This window comes from Achromobacter sp. RW408, assembly GCF_003184165.1.
Taxonomy (GTDB): Bacteria; Pseudomonadota; Gammaproteobacteria; order Burkholderiales; family Burkholderiaceae_B; genus Achromobacter; species Achromobacter xylosoxidans.
Genome location: NZ_QHHO01000049.1, coordinates 2,354,358 through 2,375,824, shown reverse-complemented (window position 1 = coordinate 2,375,824; position 21,467 = coordinate 2,354,358). Strand labels below are relative to the sequence as shown.

The 21,467-nt window shown below is 63.6% G+C and carries 13 protein-coding genes; all 13 read left to right on the top strand.

Going from position 1 to position 21,467, the window contains the following annotated elements; translation table 11 throughout:
• The coding region (locus tag DK459_RS30300; protein WP_146221921.1) for a polyphenol oxidase family protein at positions 1-463 on the top strand (463 nt) is incomplete at its 5' end.
• 123 nt (positions 464-586) lie between these two features.
• Positions 587-2,224, top strand: coding sequence for a class I poly(R)-hydroxyalkanoic acid synthase (gene phaC, locus DK459_RS30295; RefSeq protein WP_026383742.1), 1,638 nt, complete (start codon positions 587-589; stop codon positions 2,222-2,224).
• A 75-nt stretch (positions 2,225-2,299) separates the two neighbouring features.
• Positions 2,300-3,037 (top strand): 3-ketoacyl-ACP reductase, encoded by a 738-nt coding sequence (locus DK459_RS30290; RefSeq protein WP_006389399.1) that lies wholly within the window; start codon positions 2,300-2,302, stop codon positions 3,035-3,037.
• Positions 3,038-3,157: 120 nt separating this feature from the next.
• A complete protein-coding gene (gene phaR / locus DK459_RS30285) occupies positions 3,158-3,727 on the top strand; it encodes a polyhydroxyalkanoate synthesis repressor PhaR (RefSeq protein ID WP_006389400.1) in 570 nt (189 codons plus the stop codon).
• Positions 3,728-3,947: 220 nt separating this feature from the next.
• The gene (locus DK459_RS30280) at positions 3,948-4,484 is read left to right on the top strand and encodes an iron transporter (protein WP_006389401.1); all 537 of its coding nucleotides are present in this window, start codon (positions 3,948-3,950) and stop codon (positions 4,482-4,484) included.
• A gap of 20 nt (positions 4,485-4,504) precedes the next feature.
• Positions 4,505-4,849, top strand: coding sequence for a cupredoxin domain-containing protein (locus DK459_RS30275; protein ID WP_255288690.1), 345 nt, complete (start codon positions 4,505-4,507; stop codon positions 4,847-4,849).
• A 13-nt stretch (positions 4,850-4,862) separates the two neighbouring features.
• Positions 4,863-5,708, top strand: a complete 846-nt coding sequence (locus DK459_RS30270; RefSeq protein WP_024068158.1) for an FTR1 family protein — start codon at positions 4,863-4,865, stop codon at positions 5,706-5,708.
• Positions 5,709-5,756: 48 nt separating this feature from the next.
• The gene (locus DK459_RS30265; protein ID WP_054437394.1) at positions 5,757-7,154 is read left to right on the top strand and encodes a 4Fe-4S binding protein; all 1,398 of its coding nucleotides are present in this window, start codon (positions 5,757-5,759) and stop codon (positions 7,152-7,154) included.
• A gap of 170 nt (positions 7,155-7,324) precedes the next feature.
• A complete protein-coding gene (locus DK459_RS30260; protein ID WP_233256880.1) occupies positions 7,325-9,046 on the top strand; it encodes a ShlB/FhaC/HecB family hemolysin secretion/activation protein in 1,722 nt (573 codons plus the stop codon).
• 25 nt (positions 9,047-9,071) lie between these two features.
• Positions 9,072-19,055: a hemagglutinin repeat-containing protein gene (locus DK459_RS30255; protein WP_110135238.1), complete on the top strand. Its 9,984-nt coding sequence runs from the start codon at positions 9,072-9,074 to the stop codon at positions 19,053-19,055.
• On the top strand, positions 19,052-19,789 hold the full coding sequence (locus tag DK459_RS30570; protein WP_146221920.1) for a hypothetical protein: 738 nt from the start codon (positions 19,052-19,054) through the stop codon (positions 19,787-19,789). Before DK459_RS30255 ends, DK459_RS30570 begins: the two co-directional genes overlap by 4 nt.
• A 109-nt stretch (positions 19,790-19,898) precedes the next feature.
• On the top strand, positions 19,899-20,219 hold the full coding sequence (locus DK459_RS30250) for a hypothetical protein (RefSeq protein ID WP_081089663.1): 321 nt from the start codon (positions 19,899-19,901) through the stop codon (positions 20,217-20,219).
• 231 nt (positions 20,220-20,450) lie between these two features.
• Positions 20,451-21,323, top strand: coding sequence for a PhzF family phenazine biosynthesis protein (locus tag DK459_RS30245; protein WP_006389409.1), 873 nt, complete (start codon positions 20,451-20,453; stop codon positions 21,321-21,323).
• The last annotated feature ends 144 nt before the right edge of the window (positions 21,324-21,467 follow it).

Genomic DNA, 21,467 nt, shown 5'->3' with positions numbered 1-21,467 from the left:
CGTGCTGGCCGTGATGGTGGCGGACTGCCTGCCGGTGGTCATCGCCGACGCGGGCGGGCGGGTCCTGGGCACGGCGCATGCCGGCTGGCGCGGCCTGTCTGGCGGCGTGCTGGAGCACACCCTGGCGGCGATGCGCGCCAAGGCACCGCATGCCACCGCGTGGCGCGCCTGGATCGGCCCCGGTATCGGGCCGGACGCCTTCGAGGTCGGGCGTGACGTGCTGGACGCCTTCATGGCCGATGACCCCGCCGCCGAACGTTATTTCCGGCCGCGCCCGGGCGTGCCTGGCAAATGGCTGGCCGACCTGGCCGGACTGGCGCAATTCCGTCTGCGCCGCGCCGGCGTGCAGGACATCAGCCTGAGCGGGCTGTGCACGGTGGCGGACGCGGAGCGGTTCTTTTCCTACCGGCGCGACGGCGAGACCGGCAGGATGGCCTTGCTGGCCTGGCTCGATCCGGTTTGATCCCGCGCAAAGCGGCCGCGCGCGCGGGCGGGCGGCCCTGGCTGCCTCATTGAATACCCGCATTGACAGCCCCGGACCCGACATGCAACATCAATCGGGAAGTCTCGATAACAAGGTGTCGAAGTGAATGCCAATCTCTCCGCTTCAGGGCCTCTTCCGGTGAGCGTGGCTCCGGACGTCCTGGCCGATATCCAGGCTGAATTCTCGCGCGAATGGCAGCGGCTGTGTGATGATGCCCGCCGCGGCGCGCTGGCCCCGCCGGCCGACCGCCGTTTCGGCGGCGAGGCCTGGGCGGCCAGTGGCCAGCATCTGCTGATGGCGCACACCTATCTGCTGTCGGCCCGGGCCATGTCGCGCATGGTCGATGCGGCCCAGGTCAGCGAACCGATGCGCGATCGCCTGCGTTTCTCGATCATGCAGTGGGTCGACGCGTTGTCGCCGTCGAACTTCCTGGCCTTGAATCCGGATGCCCAGCAGTCCATCGTCGAAAGCGCCGGCCGCGCCCTGAACGAAGGCCTGGCGAACCTGCTCGGCGACGTCAAGAAAGGCCGCATCACCCAGACCGACGAAACCCAGTTCGAGATCGGCCGCAACGTGGCCGTGACGCCCGGCGACGTGGTGTTCGAAAATGCGCTGTTCCAGCTGATCCAGTACAAGCCCGCCACCGCCACGGTGCACGAGCGGCCGCTGGTGATCGTGCCGCCGAACATCAACAAGTTCTATATCCTCGACCTGCAACCCGACAACTCGTTCGTGCGCCACGCGGTCGAGCAGGGCTTCACGGTGTTCCTGATCTCCTGGCGCAACCCGCTGGCCAGTGATACCGACGGCATCGATCGCGCGACCTGGTCCGACTACCTCGACGACGCGGTGCTGCAGGCCCTGCGCGTGGCCAGCGACATCTCCGGCCAGCCGCAGGTCAACGCGCTCGGCTTCTGTGTCGGCGGCACCATGCTGGCTTCGGCGCTGGCGCTGGCCGAAGCGCGCGGCGAACATCCGGTCGCGGCGCTGACCTTGCTGACCTCGCTGCTCGATTTCCACGACACCGGCATCCTGAATGTCTTCGTCGACGAAGCGCACGCGTTGCTGCGCGACCATCAACTGGGCAACGGCGGGCTGATGCCCGGGCGCGACCTGGCCACCACCTTCTCGTTCCTGCGCCCCAACGAACTGGTCTGGAACTACGTCGTCGGCAACTACCTGAAAGGCCAGAAGCCGCCGGCCTTCGACCTGCTTTTCTGGAACGGGGACAGCACCAACCTGCCCGGGCCGTTCTTTTCCTGGTACTTCCGCAACACCTATCTCGAAAACAATCTCAAGGTGCCGGGACGGGCCCAGGCCGCCGGGCTGCCGCTGGACCTGACGCGCCTGTCGATGCCGGCGTATATTTTCGGTTCGCGCGAAGACCATATCGTGCCGTGGGTGTCGGCCTATGCCTCCACCCAGGTGCTGCGCGGGCCGCAACGCTTCGTGCTGGGCGCCTCGGGCCATATCGCCGGGGTGGTGAACCCGCCCGCCAAAAAGCGCCGCAGCTATTGGGTGGCGGACAATATGGGTGGCGCAGGCCAGCCATTGCCGGGCGATCCCAACGCCTGGCTGGCCCAGGCGCAGGAAAAGCCGGGCAGTTGGTGGCCCGATTGGGCCGCCTGGCTGGCCGGGCATTCCGGCAAGCAGGTCAAGGCGCGTGCAAAATCAGGTAACGCCCGGTACCGGCCGATAGAACCGGCGCCGGGCAGGTATGTGAAGGTCAGGGCTGCCTGAAGCCGCGCATGCGGTGGGCCCAGGCCAATAAGAAGTCAATCAACGAGGCGTCCGTCGCACACAGGAGGAAGTCCAATGAGCGGAAAACTGGCTTACGTTACAGGCGGGATGGGCGGGATCGGCACCTCTATTTGCCAACGCCTGGCCAAAGAGGGCTTTCGCGTCGTGGCAGGCTGCGGCCCGAGCCGCAATTACCAGCAATGGCTGGATGAACAGGCGGCGCAGGGATATACCTTCCATGCTTCCGTCGGCAATGTGTCCGACTGGGATTCCACCGTGGCCGCTTTCGAGCGTGTCACCGCGGAACTCGGCCCGGTCGACGTGCTGGTCAACAACGCGGGCATCACCCGCGACGGGCTGTTCCGCAAGATGACCGCCGATGATTGGCGCGCGGTCATCGACACCAACCTGAACAGCCTGTTCAACGTGACCAAGCAGGTCATCGACGGCATGGTCGAGCGCCAATGGGGGCGCATCATCAACATCAGCTCGGTGAACGGGCAGAAGGGCCAGTTCGGCCAGACCAACTACTCCACCGCCAAGGCGGGCATCCACGGCTTCACCATGGCGCTGGCGCAGGAAGTCGCCAGCAAGGGCGTCACCGTCAACACCATTTCGCCCGGCTACATCGGGACCGATATGGTGCGCGCCATTCGTCCCGACGTGCTGGAAAAGATCGTCGCCACCATCCCGGTGCGGCGCCTGGGCACGCCCGAGGAAATCGCCTCGATGACGGCGTGGCTGGCTTCGGACGAATCCGGCTTTTCCACCGGCGCGGACTTCTCGCTCAACGGCGGCCTGCACATGGGCTGACGCATCGCGGGTCGCCCGGCGGGCGGCCCTTTCGCGCCGCGGTGTCTCGGGGAGACGGCGCCGCGGCATTACACTTCACCCTATTCGAAGTCTTAGAGATCGCCCGATCCGGGGACAACCATGACGCAAGCACAAACCGGCGCCAGCCTGCGCCTGATTAAAAAGTACCCCAACCGTCGCCTGTACGACACTCGGACCAGTACCTACATCACCCTGGCGGATGTCAAGCAACTGGTCCTGGCCAACGAGGAATTCCAGGTCGTCGACGCCAAGAGCGCCGAAGACCTCACGCGCAGCATCCTGCTGCAGATCATTCTCGAAGAAGAAAGCGGCGGCATGCCCATGTTCTCGTCGAACATGCTGTCGCAGATCATCCGTTTCTACGGCCACGCGATGCAGGGCATCATGGGTTCCTACCTGGAAAAGAACATCCAGGCCTTCATGGAAATCCAGCAGCGCATGGCCGAACAGTCCAAGGGCCTGTATGGCAGCCAGTTCGGTCCCGAGGCCTGGACCCAGTTCATGAACGTGCAGACGCCGATGCTGCAGAACATGATGAACAACTACATCGACCAGAGCAAAAACCTGTTCGTGCAGATGCAGGACCAGATGCAGGACCAGACCCGCGCCATGTTCTCGAACTTCCCGTTCACCCCCGGGGGCTCGCAGGGCGGCGGACGCAAGTCCTAACCGCAACGTCCGACCGCGGCGGTGCCGCGGATCCGACTGTCGACCGGCCGGCGTGGCGTTGCCCGCCGGTTTTGTTTTGCTTGATTGGACGCAACAATCCGCGGATTTCGGACTTATCTGATTCAGGGAGGTGTCAGATTTTTCCGTTACATTAATGCAAACGGTTCTTGTTTATGTTTTTAGGATCCGTCGTTTCAATCGAGCTTCGAGGATGACCCACATGATGAAGAAAGCCTTGGCCCTGGCCATTGTCGCTTTGAGCGTGTCCGCCGCCCAAGCGGCTGAATACCCCATCGGCAAGCCCGTGGAAAAGGGCGGCATGGAAATCGGTGCGGTCTACCTGCAGCCGATCGAAATGGACCCCCCGGGCATGATGCGCCCCGCCAAGGATTCCGACATCCACCTCGAGGCCGACATCCACGCCACGGCCGGCAATCCCACCGGCTTTCCCGAAGGCGAATGGATGCCCTACCTGGTCGTCAAATACGAAATCCAGAAGGTCGGCAGCCAGAACGTGCAGAAGGGCACCTTCATGCCCATGGTCGCCAACGACGGCCCGCACTACGGCGAGAACATCAAGCTGGAAGGCCCGGGCAAGTACAAGCTGAAGTACACCATCCTGCCGCCGACCGCCGACAAGATGAGCCACTTCGGCCGCCACATCGACAAGGAAACCGGCGTGGGCGACTGGTTCCAGCCGTTCGACCTGGAATACGAATTCGTCTATGCCGGCACCGGCAAGAAGGGCGGCTACTGATCGTGCGAATCGCGCGCCCTCTGCTCCGCATCTGCGCCGCGCTGTCGATCGGCCTGGCGTGCCTGGCCGGCATGGCGCCCGCGCAAGCGGACGAACTGCCCACGTTCACGCTGACGTTCAAGCCCAACGGCACCTTTGAACCGGCCACGCTGGAAGTCCCTGCCGGCCGTTTCAAGATTGAACTGATCAACGAAAGCAACGAGCCGGTCGAGTTCGAAAGCATCCCGCTGCGCAAGGAAAAGGTGCTGGGTCCCGGCGTGAAGTCGTTCGTGGTCATCACCATCTCGCGTCCCGGCGAGTATCCCTTCTTCGATGACTTCCACCAGGCGGTGAAAGGCACGCTGGTCGTCAAGCCCAAGGAATAGGCAGCCGCAATACATGGAACAGGTTCTTTTCATCGTCTGGCGCGAAAGCGTCGAAGCCATGCTGGTGGTGGGCATCCTGTACACCTGGCTGCGCTCGACGCCCGAAGGCAAACGCGGACTGAAATATCTGTGGGGCGGCGTGGGCGCCGGGCTGGCGCTGGCCGTGGCGCTGGCGTTGGTGCTGCTGGGCGTATCCTCGTGGCTCAGCGACGAAGGCCAGGAATGGTTCCAGGCCATCATGTCGCTGGCGGCGTGCGCGCTGGTGGTGCAGATGGTCGTGTGGATGAAAAAGCACGGTCGCACGCTCAAGGGCGAGCTTGAAAGCGGCGCCCGCTCGTCGATGGCCAATGACAACTGGTGGGGCCTGTTCGTGCTGGTGGCCATCGCCGTGGCCCGCGAGGGCAGCGAAACCGTGGTGTTCCTGTACGGCACCGTGGCGGCCGGCGAAGGCGGCGGCAACATGCTGATGCTGGCGCTGGCCGGCGTGGCCGGCTTCGTGGTGGCGCTGCTGACCTTCTGGCTGCTGCAGCTGGGCGGCAAGCTCATCACCTGGCGCCGTTTCTTCCGCGTGACCGAAATCCTGTTGCTGCTGCTGGCGGGGGCGCTGCTGGTGGGCGGCCTGGATCACCTGATTTCGCTGGACGTGCTGCCGACCATCATCGATCCGGTCTGGGACAGCTCGTGGCTGCTCAGCGACAGCACCGGTTTCGGCAAGGTTCTGGCTGATTTTGCCGGCTATCGTGCGCTGCCGGCCCTGATTTCGGTATTGTTGTGGGTTGCTTACTGGATCGTGGTGTGGGCGCTGCTGCGCTGGGTGGGCGGCAAGCCCGCGCCGGTGGCGGCGCGCGCCGCCTCTTGAGCACGGACTCCGACGTATTGATCGGACTGAATTAATGAAGGTTTGACCATGGCAGCTGCACTCGGGAGGGCGACCTCCCGTATCGCCGACTTTCTCCGAGACCATGCCCCTCTGTTGCGCAAGCTGCAGTGGGGCATTGTTGCGATATACGCTTTCCTCCTGATCGTTCCGGCCATCATGCCCCTGCCGGACAACTCGGCGTCGGTATTCAACAACCTGACCATCGTGGCCCAGTTCGCCTTCTGGGGCGTATGGTGGCCGTTCGTGCTGATTTCCATGCCGATCCTGGGACGCGCCTGGTGCGGCTGGTTCTGTCCGGAGGGCATGCTCACCGAATGGGCCAGCGAACGCGGCCAGGGGCATGCCATTCCCAAGTGGATGCGCTGGGGGGGCTGGCCGTTCGTGGCCTTCGCCCTGACCACCATCTACGGACAATTGGTCAGCGTCTACCAGTATCCGCTGGCGGTGCTGGCGGTGCTCGGCGGCTCCACCGCGGCGGCCATGGTCGTCGGCTGGCGCTACGGCCGCAGCAAGCGGGTCTGGTGCAAATACCTCTGTCCGGTCAACGGCGTCTTCAATCTGCTGGCCAAGCTGGCGCCGTGGCACTTCAAGGTCGACGAGGAAAAGTGGCGCCATCCGGTTATCCGCATCGAGCCCATCAACTGTGCGCCGCTGGTGCCGTTGCGGCACATGAAGGGCGCCGGCGACTGCCATGTATGCGGCCGTTGCAGCGGTTATCGCGGCGCCATCGCACTGACGCCGCGCTCGCCCGAGGAAGAGGTCGTCAGCGTCACCGATGGCGAACCGTGGCAGACCGCGCTGCTGTGCTTCGGCCTGATGGGCATCGCCATGGGCGCCTTCCTCTGGAGCGCCAGCCCCTGGTACGTGACCGCCAAGCAGTGGGCCGCGACCTGGCTGGTCGAGCACGACATCATGTGGCCGCTGCTGGACAACGCGCCGTGGTTCATCCTGACGCACTATCCGGAAGTGAACGACAGCTTCTCGTGGCTGGATGGCGCGGGCATCCTGATGTTCGTGGTCGGCGCCACCGTGTGCGTGGGCGGCGCCACCTTCCTGTCATTGTGGATCGCCGACCGGTTGGCGCCGGCCGCTCCGGTCATCGGTCAGGAAGCGAACCGCTGGTTCCGTCCGGGCCTGCACAAGCTGGCCCAGGGGTTGATTCCTTCGGCCGGCATCGGCGTGTTCCTGGGCCTGTCCGCCACCACCATCAACCTGCTCAAGCACGAAGGCGTGCGCGCCGCCTGGGCGGCGCCGGTGCGCTTCACGCTGCTGACGCTGGCGGTGCTGTGGACCTTGCGCCTGTTCGCGCGCCTGTTGAACCAGCGTCCGGTCGGCGTGTTCAGGAAGACCGCGGCATGGCTGGTGCTGGCCGCCGGGCTGGCGCCTTTCTGTTGGTCCTGGGTGCTGTTCTTCGCCATCTGGTAAAGCCCGCAAGATAACAAGCAAGCAGGCGAAGAAACCGCGGCGTCACGCGCGGGAAATATCGCGCGCCATTTCCCGCATCCGCGGTGGCGCTTGAATTTGTACGACCATTTAACAATTACGTACGCTGGTAATTCGTTGCTACTCTGGCTCCGCGCAATCAAGGAGCAGAGATGCGGTGCGGTCGTCGCGGTGAGCTGTTGTTTTTCCTGGGGCCAGGGTTTCTGGTTCTCGCCGCCGTCGTTTCACCGGTTTTCGGCGCCTCGGTGCCAGAGGCGCCGACACCGCCAGCACTCTCCATCGATGCCCGCGAGCAGTTGCGCCAGCAAGAGCGTGAACGTGTCCTGCAACAGCAGAATACCCCGCGGGTCGACGAGCGCCTTCCTCGTCCTGAAGCCTCCCCATCCGATTATCCCGCCGATGAAAGCCCTTGCTTCGTCATCGATGCCCTGCGGCTGAGCGGCGATTCCGCCGCCAGCTTTCAATGGGCGCTCGATGCCGCCGCCGACACAATAGGCCACTGCCTGGGCGGCCAGGGCATCACGGCGGCCATCAACCGGGTGCAGAACGCCATTCTGGCCAAAGGCTACGTCACGACACGCGTGATGGCGCGCGAGCAGGACCTGACCCGCGGCCTTCTGACGTTGACGCTGCTGCCCGGTCGCGTTGGCGATATCCGCTTCGACCAGCCAGTGTCGTGGCGCGGCCGGTTATGGAATGCCATCCCGGCATCGTCCGGCGATATTCTCAATCTGCGCGATATCGAGCAGGGCCTGGAGAATCTCAAGCGAGTCCCCAGCGCGGCCGCCGATATCCGGATCACGCCAGGGCAGCGCGAGGCCACCAGCGACCTGTTGGTGAGTTGGCAGGAAAGCCGACCCATCCGGCTGAGCCTCGGCCTGGACGATAGCGGTTCGGATAGCACCGGGCGTTACCTGGGCTCGGCCACCCTGGCCGTGGATGCTCCCTTCGCGCACAACGATCTGTTCTACGCCAACGTCGGCAGGGATCTGTTCCAGCATGCGCCGCTCGGTAACCGTTCACATGCCTTGAACTACGTATTCCCGGTCGGTTATTGGGCCTACTCCGTCAATTACAACAACTACGCCTATCACCAGAACATCCCCAGCGCCAACGAAGTACTCCGGTACAGCGGAAAAAGCGCGAGCCTTCAGGCCGCCGTGTCACGGCTGGCATATCGCGACCAGTCCCACAAGACCACGCTCAACCTGCGTGTGTATCGCAAATACTCCACCAATGCCGTCAATGACATCGCCATCGAGCAGCAGCGGCGCCGCACGGCCGGATGGGAGTTCGGCGTCAACCAGCACAGCTATCTCGGAAGCGCCACGCTGGATGCGAACCTCGGCTGGCGCCACGGCACCGGCGCATTCGGCGCCCTCGCGGCGCCCGAGGAAGCGTCGCGTAGCGGCAGTGCCCGCGGCGGTGTGCTGTCGGGCGACGTAAGCCTCGATCAACCCTTCGCCTGGGGCAAGCAGCCTTGGCGGTATCTGGCGATCGTCCGGGGCCAATGGAGCCCGGACGCGCTGACGCCACAGGAACGCATGGCCATTGCCGGCCGTTATACGGTGCGCGGCTTTGACGGCGAGCAGACACTGTCCGGCGAGAACGGCCTGCTCTGGCGCAATGAACTGGCCTGGAACGGGCTTTCATCCAGCGATGCGCTGTATGTGGCTTTGGACTATGGGCGGGTAGGCGGCCAGGGCGCCCGATATCTGGTCGGACGCCAGTTGGCGGGCGCAGCCTTGGGCGTGCGGGGCGCGCTCTGGAAAAAACTTGGCTATGACCTGTTTGCCGGCGTGCCCCTCTACAAACCGCGTGATTTCCACACCGCGGCAATGACGATCGGATTCAGCATGAATCTGGAAATCTGATCCCGCTTTTTCAAAGACCTGGCTCATGCAATACCGCTACCGCTTCGCTTTCATCCTGTGGACCGTCTGGCTGGCGGGTTTGGTCATGCCTGGCAGGCCGGCGGCCGCGGACGGAATCGTTGCCGACGGCGCGGCGCCAACCGGGCAGCGCCCGCATGTGGTGACCACGCAGAATGGTCTGCCGCAAGTCAACATTGCCGCGCCCGATCAGGGCGGGTTGTCGCACAACCGGTACCTGCGGTTCGACGTGGATCGGCGTGGCGCGATTCTGAACAACTCGGCCACGATGACCTCCACCGGGTTGGCCGGGATGATCCAGGGCAATCCCAACTTCGGTCCGAACGGCGCCACGGCGCGTGTCATTCTCAATGAGATCAACAGCAGCAATCCCAGCATGCTGCGCGGCTTCATGGAGGTGGCGGGCGACAAGGCGCAGGTCATCGTGGCCAATCCGTCGGGCATTGTGTGCGATGGCTGCGGCACGATCAATGCGGGGCGCATGACGCTAAGCACCGGCAGTCCGCAGCGCAACGCCGACGGCAGCCTGGCGGGATTCCAGGTCGAGCGGGGCGTCGTGCGCATCGAAGGCGGCGGCCTGAACGGCGATGCGCGCCATGACACCGCCTATGTGGACATCCTGGCGCGCGCGGTCGAAATAAACGCCGGCGTCTGGGCCAGGGACGCCGTGTCGGTGATAGCGGGGCGCAACCGCGTCAGCGCCGATGCGAAAACGGTCGCGCCGCTGGGTGCTGAAGCCATGACGCCGCAACTGGCGATAGACATGGGCCAGCTGGGCGGCATGTACAGCGGCCACATCCGCATGATTGGCACTGAGGCCGGAGTGGGAGTGCGCAATCAGGGCGGGCATCTGCAGGCGGCGGGAACGCTGACGGTCAGCAGCGAAGGCAGGCTCAGCTGGCTATCCGGTTCCACCGAGGCAGTGACCCAGGCGGGCGGTGATATTTCCCTGGCCGCGCGGGACGGCCTCGAGCATCACGGCAAGCTGTATGGCGGCGGCGCGCTGTCGGTCGCAAGCCGGACCGGGAACATCGAACAATCCGGCACGCTGGCGGCCGCGGGTGACGTCCGGCTGACGGCCGGGCAGGGCATCCAGAGCCGCGGCAACCTGCTGGCCGGCAGCGACATCAACAGCTCGCTGACTCGGATGGCGGACCTGGTATTGACCAGCCAGCAGGACGTGCGGGCCAGCGGCAATCTGCTGAGTCGGAAATCAATCGATATAAAGGGCAACCGCATCGACCTGAGCCAGGGCACGCTTGCGGCAGACCAATTGCGTATCCACGCGCAAGACGGCGAGATCGCGCTGCGGCAAACCACGATCGACAGCCGCCGGTTGGCGTTGGGCGCCACCGGCGCCATCGATGCGCAACAGGCGAAGGTTCGAGCGGGCAGCTGGCGGGTCGGTGGCAACAGCCTGCTCAACCAGGCCGCCGTCTGGACCCAGGTGGAAGACGGAGAAAGCCGCTTCGCCTTGACCGGGGCGTTGGACAACAGCGGCGGCGTGATCGAAGCTCGCCAATTGGAGCTGGATGCCGGCTCCCTGGACAACCGACAGGGACGCCTGGTGATGCTCGGCGGTGGCGCATCACATGGGCGCATCGCTGGCCTGCTGGATAACCGCGGCGGCGAACTGGGCGGCAATGGTGACCTGGCGCTGAGCGCCGCAAGCATGGATAACCGGTCCGGCATGATCTCCAGCGCGGAGTCGCTGGACGTTGTGTCAGGTGGTGATTTCCATAACAGCGAAGGCACGCTGCGGGTTGGCAAGGGGCTGAAATTGAATGCCCAGGGCGTGCTCGACAATGCCAGCGGAATGATTGCCGCCGCGCAGGTCGATGTGACGGCGCAGCGCGTCCGCAATAGGCAGGGGCAACTCATTGGCCAGGGCGACCTGCGCCTGACGGCGCGGCAGGCGCTGGATAACGCGCAGGGCTGGCTCGAAGCCGGGCGGACACTGTCGGTCCAGGCAGGCGGCCATTGGGATAACCGCGACGCGACCGCCCTGGGAGGCGAGCAGGTCCGGGTGACGGTGGACGGGCTCGATAACACCGCCGGAAGGCTGCAATCGGGCGGTGACCTGCGCCTTGGCACCTTCCACGATCTCGTCAACCGGCAGGGCATCCTGACGGCCGGGCAAGCGCTGACCTGGCAGGGCGGCGCGGCAAGCCTGCTCGACAACGGCGCGGGCTCGCTGCAAAGCGGCGGCGCCATGTCGTTGACGGGAGGAGCGCTGCGCAATCTCCACCAAGGCGTCGTCCTGAGCCAGCAGGCGTTGGCGTTGACGCTGGACGGAACGCTGGACAACCAGGGCGGCATGCTGACCGGCCACGGCCAGACGGCGGTTCGTGCCGGGCAGTTGCGCAATGCGCAAGGCAGCATCCAGTCGCTCGCCAGCCTGGATCTCTGGTTCGCGGGCGCGTTGGACAACCGCGATGGCCGTATTTTCAGCCGCGAAAGCCAGCGGTTGCATGCGCAGGACATCCTCAATACGCAAGGGTGGATGGGCAGCCAGGGGGAGTGGTCCGCCGTCGGTGGCGCGTTCAGCAATCGGGACGGGTCGATACAGACGCTGGGCGACGCCACGCTTGCCGCGAATGCCCTGGACAACGGCAAGGGCGTGCTGCGGTCGGCCGCAAATCTGACGCTGCGCGTTGCGCAGGACATCGATAACCAGGCCGGCGACATCAGCGTCGGGGGGCGGCTGGACGTGCAAGGCGCCGAGGCGGGCGCCCGCGCCGGCGCCCTCAATAACGCCGCGGGGCGGATATCGACCGGCGCGGGATTGGCGCTGGCCGCGCAAGGCCTGGATAACACGCGGCAGGGCCTGATTCACAGCGAGCGCCAACTGCGGCTCGACCTGGGCGAATCGCTGGACAACCGCGACGGCCACGTGCAAAGCGGCGAGGCCTTGCAACTCGATGCGCGACAGGTGCTGAACGAAGGCGGCGCAATCGACAGCCAGCGCGAGCTCGATCTACGCATTGCCGGACGATTGGGCAATGACCGTGGAGCCGTGCGCAGCAATGGTGATCAGCGGATCGTTGCTGCCCGGGTCGGCAATCGGGCTGGCGTGTTCAGCAGCCGGGGCGGGCTGGCCGTGGTCGCCGATCACCTGAACAACGCCGATGGCATGTTCATCAGCCAGGGGGCGGGCGACTACCGCGTTGCCATGCTGGATAACCGGCAAGGCAAGATGCACAGCGGCGATGCCCTGACGCTGAACAGCGAGCAACTGGACAATCAGGCCGGCCAGCTGGTTGCCACCAGGACATTCCTGCTGGATGCGGCGCGGCTGGACAACAGCGGGCGCGGCAACATCACCAGCCAGGAGCGGCTGAACATCACGGCAGACTGGTTGAACAATAGCGATGGCGGCCTGTTGCTGGGGGCAATCCATACCGGCGTGGCGGCCCGCTCGGTGGACAACACGTCGGGACGTTTGCAGAGCGTCGGCAGCCTCACGCTGTCGGGACTGGCGAGCCTGGACAATCGACAGGGCAGCATCCAGGCCAACGGGGCGCTGCGGATCCAGGCGGACGAAGCGGATTCGCCTTCCGCGCTGTTCCTGTTCAACCAGGACGGGTTGGTGGAAAGCGCTGGCACGCTGGCCATCGATGCCCATGCCCTGGACAACCGGGCGGGCACCCTGCGCAGCCAGGACGCGCTGTCCCTTTCGATCGGGCAGGACTACACCCACCAGGCCGGTGACACGATCAGCAGTAATGCCCAGGTCACGCTTGCCGTGGATGGCACGTTGACCAACCAGGCCGAATGGCTGTTGCCGGGCGATCTTGTCGTGCACTCCACGCACTTGACCAACCAGGGATCCCTGGCGGCCAGGCACTTGCAAGTGACGACGGGCGCCTTGCGCAACCAGGGGCGGCTGGAAGCCGACCGCATGGCGCTCGATGTCGATACGCTGGACAACGCCGCGAGCGTGATGGGCGATGACGTCGCCGTGCGTGGCCGCGTGATCGACAACCATGGCCGCGATGGCGTGGTCGCCGCGACGCAGCAGCTGTCGTTGCAGGCCCGGGAACGGTTGAGCAACCGGGACGGCAGCCTGCTGTATAGCGGCGGCGCGCTGAACCTGGGCAGCGGCGACCTGCTGGAGAACCGTGCAAGCTTCATTGAAGCCGATGGCGACGTGGCGATCGAAGCCAAGCGCCTGGAGAATCTGCGCGAAGGCCTGGTGATCGCCCGGGACGCGCAGACAGATCCCGCCACCAAGTGGCAACGCTACAACTACTACTGGCGTTCCTACGGCTCCAAGGTCAACGTCGACCTGAGCAGCGTGGCGCCCACCACGCAACGCCTGACCTTCCAGGATGAGGATGCCGCCAAAAGCAACCCGTACGGCACCCTGTTGGCGATTGATGCGCCGGCCAAACGCGCACAGCTGCGGGTCCGCAACCGATGGGGGAAGCTGACCGACCTATGGGTCAACTATCTGGCGTTGGTGCCTGGCGCGGATGGCAGCTATGCCATGACCTTCTACGAAACGCGCGGGCATCGGCAGGGCCTCGTGCCGACGCCGTATCAAAACACCGTCTGGCGCGAGTTCGACTGGGGGCGCCTGGAACAGTGGGATCCGGAAAGGCACGTCGATATTGCCGCCGCGCCTTTCGTGACCGATTACAGCAATTTCCGCGAGCGCACCGTCACCAGCACCGTCACGCGCGACAGCCTGGTATCCGAAGGCACGGGCGCCCGCATCCTGGCGGGCGGCGACATGGCGTTGCGCATCTCCGGCAGCCTGTTGAACGACGCCAGCGTCATCACCGCAAACGGCAACCTCGATATCCCTGATGACGGCGTGGTCGACAACCGCGGGTATTCGGTGAATGAGCGGCGCCAGGAAATCATTGTCGACCACTACGACAAGGATACGGTGCACTGGTATCCGACCTTCAATCGCGACGTCACCACGGCGCTGAGTACCGTCGATGGAATCATCAGCGGCAATGGCAACGTCACCATCCGCGGCGCCAGTATCACCAACACCACAGTCGCGCAGGCGCAGATCAGCGACGTGGCCGCCGCATTCGAGGCGGTGCAGGCCGAACGCGCCGAATGGGAGCGCAACCCGCTGGCGGTCACGGTGCCGGACGCGGACCGCATCGACGGCGATACACAATTGGCGAGCGACCGTCCGCTCCTGCCCGCCGAACAGGCGTTGACGCAGAAGCGGCATTTGCGCCGCGTGGCGACCTCGATCCCGGACAACGGCCTGTTCCGCCAGCCCGCGGCCCAGGACAGCCCATACCTGGTCGTGACCGATGCCCGCTTCACCAGCCGCAGCGGATTCATCAGCAGTGATTATCTGCTGAAGCAGGTCGGGTTTGATCCGGCGCGGGCGCACAAGCGCCTGGGGGATGGCTTCTACGAACAGCGGCTGGTGCGGGAACAGGTGCTGCAATTGACCGGGCGGCCGTCCGTGCGCGGTGAAAGCGCGATGGACCAGTACCAGGCGTTGATGGCCAATGGCGCAAAAACGGCGCAAGACCTGCAACTGGTGCCAGGCGTGGCCTTGACGCCTGCCCAGATCGCGGCGCTGCAGCAGGATATCGTGTGGATGGTGAGCGAATCGGTCGATACCGCTACCGGTCCGCAGACCGTATGGGTGCCCAAAGTCTACCTGGCCGCATCCACGCTGCGCCTCACTGGCGATGGCGCGCTGGTTGGCGGCGGCGCCCTTCAGCTGTCGGCAGGCAGCGTCGATAACGCGGGCAATCTCTTCGCCGACCGGGCGCTCGGGATCGATGCCGACCAGTTCCTGCATGGAGGCGGTGATATCAAGGCCGACCGCATCGATATACAGGCGAATCACCTGGCGATCAGCAGCAATCTGCAGGACGCGTTGCGCCAGGCCAGCATGAGCGCCACCGACATTGCCTTGAGTGGCGGTGACATCCGTTTGCGGGGCGCCAGGCTGGACGCCACGCACGACTTGAACCTGAGCGCGCGTGACAGCCTGGACATCGGCGTCGCGCAGAGCCGCCACACTGCCAGCGTCGACGTGATTTCCGGCGCCATGGGCAACCGCACCCGTTCGGGCATGGAAACCGCCGGCCAGCGAATGGCGCAAGTCAGCGGCGAATGGCAGCAGTCGCAGGGCAGCGGCCTGAAGGCGGGCAACAACGTCAGCGTGACGGCGGGGCGGGATCTGGTCCTGCAGGGCAGCCAGGTCGTGGCGGGCGGTTCGGCGCACTTGCAGGCCGAGGGCGATGTGCGGTTGTCGGCGGCCTCCACCACCAACACGACCCGGCTCAAGGCCGGCAGCAGCACGTCTTCGGTCGACAACCAGCGGGAAGAGCAGCGCTTGAGCCTGGCGAGCGTGAGCGGTGATAAAGGCGTCACAGTACTGGCGGGCGACGCCGCCGTGCTGGAAGGCGCGCAGGTCGACAGTCGGCAGGGACACATAAGCCTGGAGGCCAACGACGTCTCCGTCGGCAGCGCGCGTCGGCGAGTGACCGATCGGGACGTCGAGCATACGCGTGACGGCAAGACCAAGGGCTGGCGCGAGATGGAATCGTCGCGCAATGAAGCCACTGGCAGCACGCTCAGCGGCCAGGATGGCATAACGATCGTCGCCCGCACTGGCGATATCGCCGTGAAGGCCAGCACGCTGCACAGCGAGCAGGGGGATCTCGCCCTGCAGGCGCGGCAGGATGTGCGGATCGCCAGCAGCACCGAGAGCGAGACGCGGCAGTCGCGTGAACACGCCGAGAAAAAAGGCTTCCTGCGCAAAAGCAGCAGCGATACGGTCAAGGACGACCGCATGACGCGCGAGGCCGGCAGCGTGCTGAGCGGAGATCGGGTCAGCATCGTGGCGGGCAACGACCTGACGGTGACCGGTTCGGCCATTGTCGGCGACCGCGACGTCAATCTGCGCGCGGGGCGCGACGTCGATATTTCAGCGGCCACCGAAACCGAATCCCACTACCTGCTGGAAAAGAAGAAAAAGAGCGGACTGCTGGACAGCGGCGGCATCGGCTTCACCCTCGGCAACCAGTCCTCGCGCCACGAAGCGGACGAGCACGGCGTCATCCAGAGCCAGAGCGCCAGCACCATAGGCAGTACCCAGGGCAACGTGACCATCACTGCGGAAAACCGCGTGCATGTCCGCGGCGCCGACCTGGTGGCGGGGACGGACCTGGACATCACTGGCGACAGCGTGCGTATCGACCCGGGCTATGACGAGCGCACCCGCCACGAGACCTTTGAATCGAAACAACGCGGCCTGACCATCGCGCTGTCGGGAACGGTGGGCAGCGCGCTCAACACCGCGGTCAGCGCGGCCCGGCAGGCCGGGCAAGAGAGCGACGGACGGTTGCGGGCGCTGCAGGGCGCCAAGGCGGCGCTGTCCGGCGTCCAGGCCGCGCAGGCGCTGGAGCGGGACGATCTGCAGACGCAAGCCGCCGATGCAAAAAACACCGCGGCAGGCTTGAGCGCCGGCGACAAGGATGCGGCGCAGGGGGCGACCAACACGATCGGCGTCAACATTTCCTATGGCAGCCAGTCGTCCAAAACCGAAACGCGCAGCGAGAGCCGGCGCGCGCAGGGCAGCACGCTGAATGCGGGGCGGGATATCTCGATCACCGCCACCGGCGCGGGCAGGGGGGCCGACAGCGGCGATGTCGTGTTGGCCGGCACCCAGGTCAAGGCCGGCGGTGACGTGCTGCTTTCGGCCGACCGCGATATTGAATTGCTGTCGGCGCGGAACGTCGAGCGCATCGACGGCACAAGCAGCAGCCACGGCGGCAATGTCGGCATTGGCATCGGCGCGGGGGCCGGGGGCTACGGCATCAATGTGTCGGCCGGCGTCAATGCGGACAAAGGCCGCGAAAAAGGACGTGGGCTGACCCATACCGAGACCTCGCTGGACGCGGGCGGCACGGTGATGTTGGCCAGCGGTCGGGACACGCTGCTCAAGGGCGCGCAGGTCGGCGGTGAATACATCGAGGTCAACGCCGACCGCAATCTGACGTTGCAGAGCGAGCAAGACAGTGACCATTATTCCGCGCGCCAGCGCGACATCAGCGCGGGAGGCAGCTTCAGCTTCGGCTCGATGAGCGGCACGGCGAACATCAGCGCCAGCCAGGACAAACTGCGCAGCGACTTCGATTCGGTCAAGGAGCAGACGGGCCTGTTCGCGGGCCGGGGCGGCTACGACATCAACGTGGGCCATCACACCCAGCTGGATGGCGCGGTGATCGCAAGCACGGCCGGCCCGGACCAGAACCTGTTGGATACCGGCACGCTGGGTTGGCGCGACATCGACAACCGGGCGGACTTCCAGGCGCGGCACAGCGGCGGTTCGATGGGAACCGGCGGGCCGGTGGGCAAGGACCTGTTGACCAATGCGGCCGGCGGCATGTTGTCCGGCGCCAATCACGGGGGGCATGCGTCGGGCACCACCCGGGCGGCGGTGAGCGAAGGCGGTTTACGCGTGCGCGACCAGGACAACCAGCGCCAGGACGTGGCGGAACTGAACCATGACGCGGCGCACGCGAACGACGGCAGCATCAGCCCGATCTTCAACAAGGAGAAAGAGCAGAACCGCCTCAGGCAGGTGCAGCTGATCGGCGAGATCGGCAGCCAGTCGATGGACGTCATCCGCACGCAGGGCGATATCGCGGGCCTGAAGGCGCAGACGGACCCGAAGGCGCTGGCCGAGGCGAGGGCACAGCTGGGCAAGGAGGGCCGGCTCTACACCGATGCGGACGTGATGGACAGGGCGTACGCCAATGCCATGAAGCACTACGGCACCGGCAGCGACCTGCAGAAAGCGGCGCAGGCGGTGACCGGCGCGCTGACGGCGCTGGCGGGCGACAACCTGGCCGGCGCACTGGGCAGCGCCGCCGCGCCCTACCTGGCGACCGAAATCAAGCGGCGGATCGGCGAGGACAATCCCGCGGCCAACGCCATGGCGCACGCGGTGCTGGGCGCGGTGACGGCGCAGTTGAACGGCCAATCGCCGCTGGCTGGCGGCCTGGGCGCAGGCGGCGGCGAAGTGGCGGCGCGGGTGATCGCGCGGCAGCTGTTTCCAGGTAAAGACCCCGACGCGCTGAGCGAAACCGAGAAGCAGCAGGTAAGCGCGCTGAGCCAGTTGGCGGCGGGAATTGCGGGGGGCCTCGCCACGGGGGATGCGGCCGGCGGGGTGACTGGCGCCCAGGCGGGCAGGAATGCGGTCGAGAATAACTTTCTAGATGTCGTTCAGTTGGAAGACTTCGCGCATCGTGCGAAGGTCGGCACAGGGGAAGAACGCCAGAAAGTCATTCGGGACATGGTGGATACCAATGTCCGCCAGCAGGATGAAATAAAGGAAGTCTGCGCCAAGTCACCTCAGCAATGCCAGCAACGATATGGCTATCTGCTTGACGAGTGGGAGTTGTTCGACGACACGATAAAAAGGCTGGCGAAGGACAAGTCGCTACCTGATGATTTTCGCGACTATATGCCGGCGGTGTACATGTCGGACGTGGACGCGGGAGGGATTGTTGCCGAGCACGGTTGGACCAAGCGTTTTGAAGCCATGGGGTTTGATGCCGATACGGCACGGGTGATGGCTGCGACGTTGCCAGCGGTGGTTAGTAGTGTGGGTGGGGGGAAAGGAGGTAAGTTAGGAGGGAAGGGGGCAGCATCCAAGCAAACTACCCATTTCAATAAGGAGCCCGATCGATATAAACCAAATAAGGATGCTGTTGAAAATATGACGGCAATTTTCGAGCGGCCTGGTTTTGGTGGCGAAATAAAAAATAATTCACAAAGAACAAGTCAGCACTATCACGGGATGACTGTTTATAAAGCAAATGATGATATTGGTGGTTATATAAAAAAAGGTGATAATTTCTATTTAGATAAGAGGCATAAGGATCATATTGAGGTATTTGATAGGCACGGGAATTTTAAGGTGGTTCTGAATTTGGACGGTTCTATTAACGATTCAAAAACTATGGCAGCGAAAGGGAGAAGGTTGAAATGAATGGCATCGACAAAATAAAATATTTGCTGCCGCGTTTGTATGGGTCGCTTTGTTCTGATCAAAAGTGGTCGGATATGGACTGGTGCGTGAATTACAAGCAGGATTTAGATGAAGAATTAAGAAGGGAGACCGCTAGTCTTCAAGTATGGATAAACATCTCGAATGAGGCTTTGCAGGAAAAAGATCTGGTTGCAGCTATGGTCGCCATAGTTCGGGTTAGAGTTTATTCGCTAAGCCTTTATGGATTTTTTTATAACATTGTTGAAGATGTGGATAGAGTGAGTTCATTGATTCCACGATTGAGTGGTGCCGTGGTGGCTTGCGAGGTTTCAAGTGTTTCTAACTCCTCAGATGTTCTTTTTGCAAAGGGATTAAATTTTAATCTAATGAAAAAAATAATCTCCTCCTTGATTTTTTTGTCGGACAGTGAGCGTCGGTTTTCAATGGGTGGGTGGGGGGTGGATCGTGTGTCGAATTTAGATGAAATATTTTATGGTGATATAAAGAGTTTGCTCATAAACCTAGATCTTGTTGAGAAATCGATGCGAACGAACGATTGGGGGGCAGTGAGGTACGCACTCGAAAGGGTGCAATCTTCCGCTCAGTTCCTTTCAGATTTCTTTAAGAGAATCTTTGATGATATAGAAAAGGCAGGGTGGCCTGATGATAAGCCGCTAGCTGATATTCCAGAAGATTATGAAATTCCGGCACGCTACAACCATGCTGGAAGCTAATAAAAAGTCCTACTGTAGGTGGTAGACGCGCTTTGAAGCCATGGGGTTCGATGACGGTACGGCATGGGTGATGGCTGCGACTTGAAAGATTCCATGAAAGGTGGGGCAGGTGAAAGTCAAAATATCGGATGGTGAAATTATTAACGTGTTTGCCATTTATTGGGTAAGTAATAAAACTCTGTGTTTGGGGTTTCCGAGAAATTATGGTGGATTGTGTGTATATGATCTTTCCGAAGTTGGTGTGGTGGATGCCGCGTTGAATTTCGAATTGATTTATTGTAAAGACGGTAGTGGGATTCCAGGTGTTCTTCACTGGGCTCTAGTAAAGGAACGATTGTTGGATGATCTGCTTGAGCGGGATGAAAATGCCTATGGAAAATTCTTGGGAATTTTGAAATATGAGGGGCAATTGGAGGATGACTTTTATTAAATAAACATGTTCATGTAGGAATTGCGATTTCTCCGGCTTGGCTTGGAGCAATAGGAAATGAAAGTTGCTGGCTGCTTGAGAGGGCGTTTTTACGGTGTCGTAGGATGGATGCTATTCATATACGCCTACGCCTAAAAAGCGATGGGACCCGGCAGCACTGGGAGCGTCTCTTGGCCGGCCCGTTGCGATAAAGTAATGGCCTTCCTCCCCACGGCAACCTCCCTCCAGCCCATGGCCACCTACGCATTCCGTCTTCTCAACGTCTTCGCCTCCAGCACCTTCACCGGCAATCCCCTCTGTGTATTCGAAGACGCGCGTGGTATGGACGATGCCACCATGCGCGAGCTGGCGGCGCAGTTCAATCTTTCCGAAACCACTTTCATCCTGCCGTCCGACGTGGCCGATGCGCGGGTGCGCATCTTCACCCCCGGCTTCGAGATGGGTTTCGCGGGCCATCCGACCATCGGCACGTCGCAGGTGGTGCGCGACCTGCTCAAGCGTGGCGATGCATTGACATTGGAATTCAAGGCCGGCGTCGTGCCGGTCACCGCGCAGGGTGACGCCTGGACTTTCACCGCGCCTTGCCCGAATGGCGTGCGCACGGCGGCGCCGACGCTGCCGGCCGCTGATATTGCCGGACTGATGGGGCTGGACCTGGACGACCTGGCGGATGATCCGATCTGGGTGGACACGGGCGCGGACCAGCTACTGGTGCCGCTCAAGAACGTCGACGCGTTGCGGCGCGCGCATCCGGATGCTTCGCAGCTGGAGCGCTGGCAGGCCAACAGCCTGGGGCGCAAGGTCTGCTATCTGTTCGCCTTCGACCCGAATCGCCGGCAGGACGGGCGCGACGTCGTGGTGACGCGTTATTTCTATGCCAAGCCCGGCGGCGGGGTGCAGGAAGATGCCGGCACCGGCTCGGCCTGCGCCAACCTGGGGGGCTGGCTGCGGCATCGGCAGCACGCGCTGCCCGCCAGTTTCCTGGTGGAGCAGGGCGACCAGATGGGCCGTCCTTGCCGGTTGCTGCTGGACGTGCAGGTCGATGGCCGCATCCAGGTGGGCGGCCGCGCGTTGGAGATCGGGCGCGGCACGGTGGACGTCTGAGTGTTCGCGCGGGTCCGGCATGAACGGGCTGTGCCTGTCAGGCGGGCCGCGGTAGCGCTGGCGGCAAAGCGGTCTGGCGCGCCCTTCGGGCTGCCGCGATCCCGCGCCCAATGAAAAACCGGCGCCTGTGCTCACACACAGGCG

What these genes read in the sequence shown, in the direction of transcription:
- DK459_RS30290 (WP_006389399.1), top strand. Translation starts at nt 2,300, where the DNA reads ATGAGCGGAAAACTGGCTTACGTTACAGGCGGGATGGGCGGGATCGGC.
- phaR (WP_006389400.1), top strand. Translation starts at nt 3,158, where the DNA reads ATGACGCAAGCACAAACCGGCGCCAGCCTGCGCCTGATTAAAAAGTAC.
- DK459_RS30280 (WP_006389401.1), top strand. Translation starts at nt 3,948, where the DNA reads ATGATGAAGAAAGCCTTGGCCCTGGCCATTGTCGCTTTGAGCGTGTCC.
- DK459_RS30270 (WP_024068158.1), top strand. Translation starts at nt 4,863, where the DNA reads ATGGAACAGGTTCTTTTCATCGTCTGGCGCGAAAGCGTCGAAGCCATG.
- DK459_RS30265 (WP_054437394.1), top strand. Translation starts at nt 5,757, where the DNA reads ATGGCAGCTGCACTCGGGAGGGCGACCTCCCGTATCGCCGACTTTCTC.
- DK459_RS30260 (WP_233256880.1), top strand. Translation starts at nt 7,325, where the DNA reads ATGCGGTGCGGTCGTCGCGGTGAGCTGTTGTTTTTCCTGGGGCCAGGG.
- DK459_RS30255 (WP_110135238.1), top strand. Translation starts at nt 9,072, where the DNA reads ATGCAATACCGCTACCGCTTCGCTTTCATCCTGTGGACCGTCTGGCTG.
- DK459_RS30570 (WP_146221920.1), top strand. Translation starts at nt 19,052, where the DNA reads ATGAATGGCATCGACAAAATAAAATATTTGCTGCCGCGTTTGTATGGG.
- DK459_RS30245 (WP_006389409.1), top strand. Translation starts at nt 20,451, where the DNA reads ATGGCCACCTACGCATTCCGTCTTCTCAACGTCTTCGCCTCCAGCACC.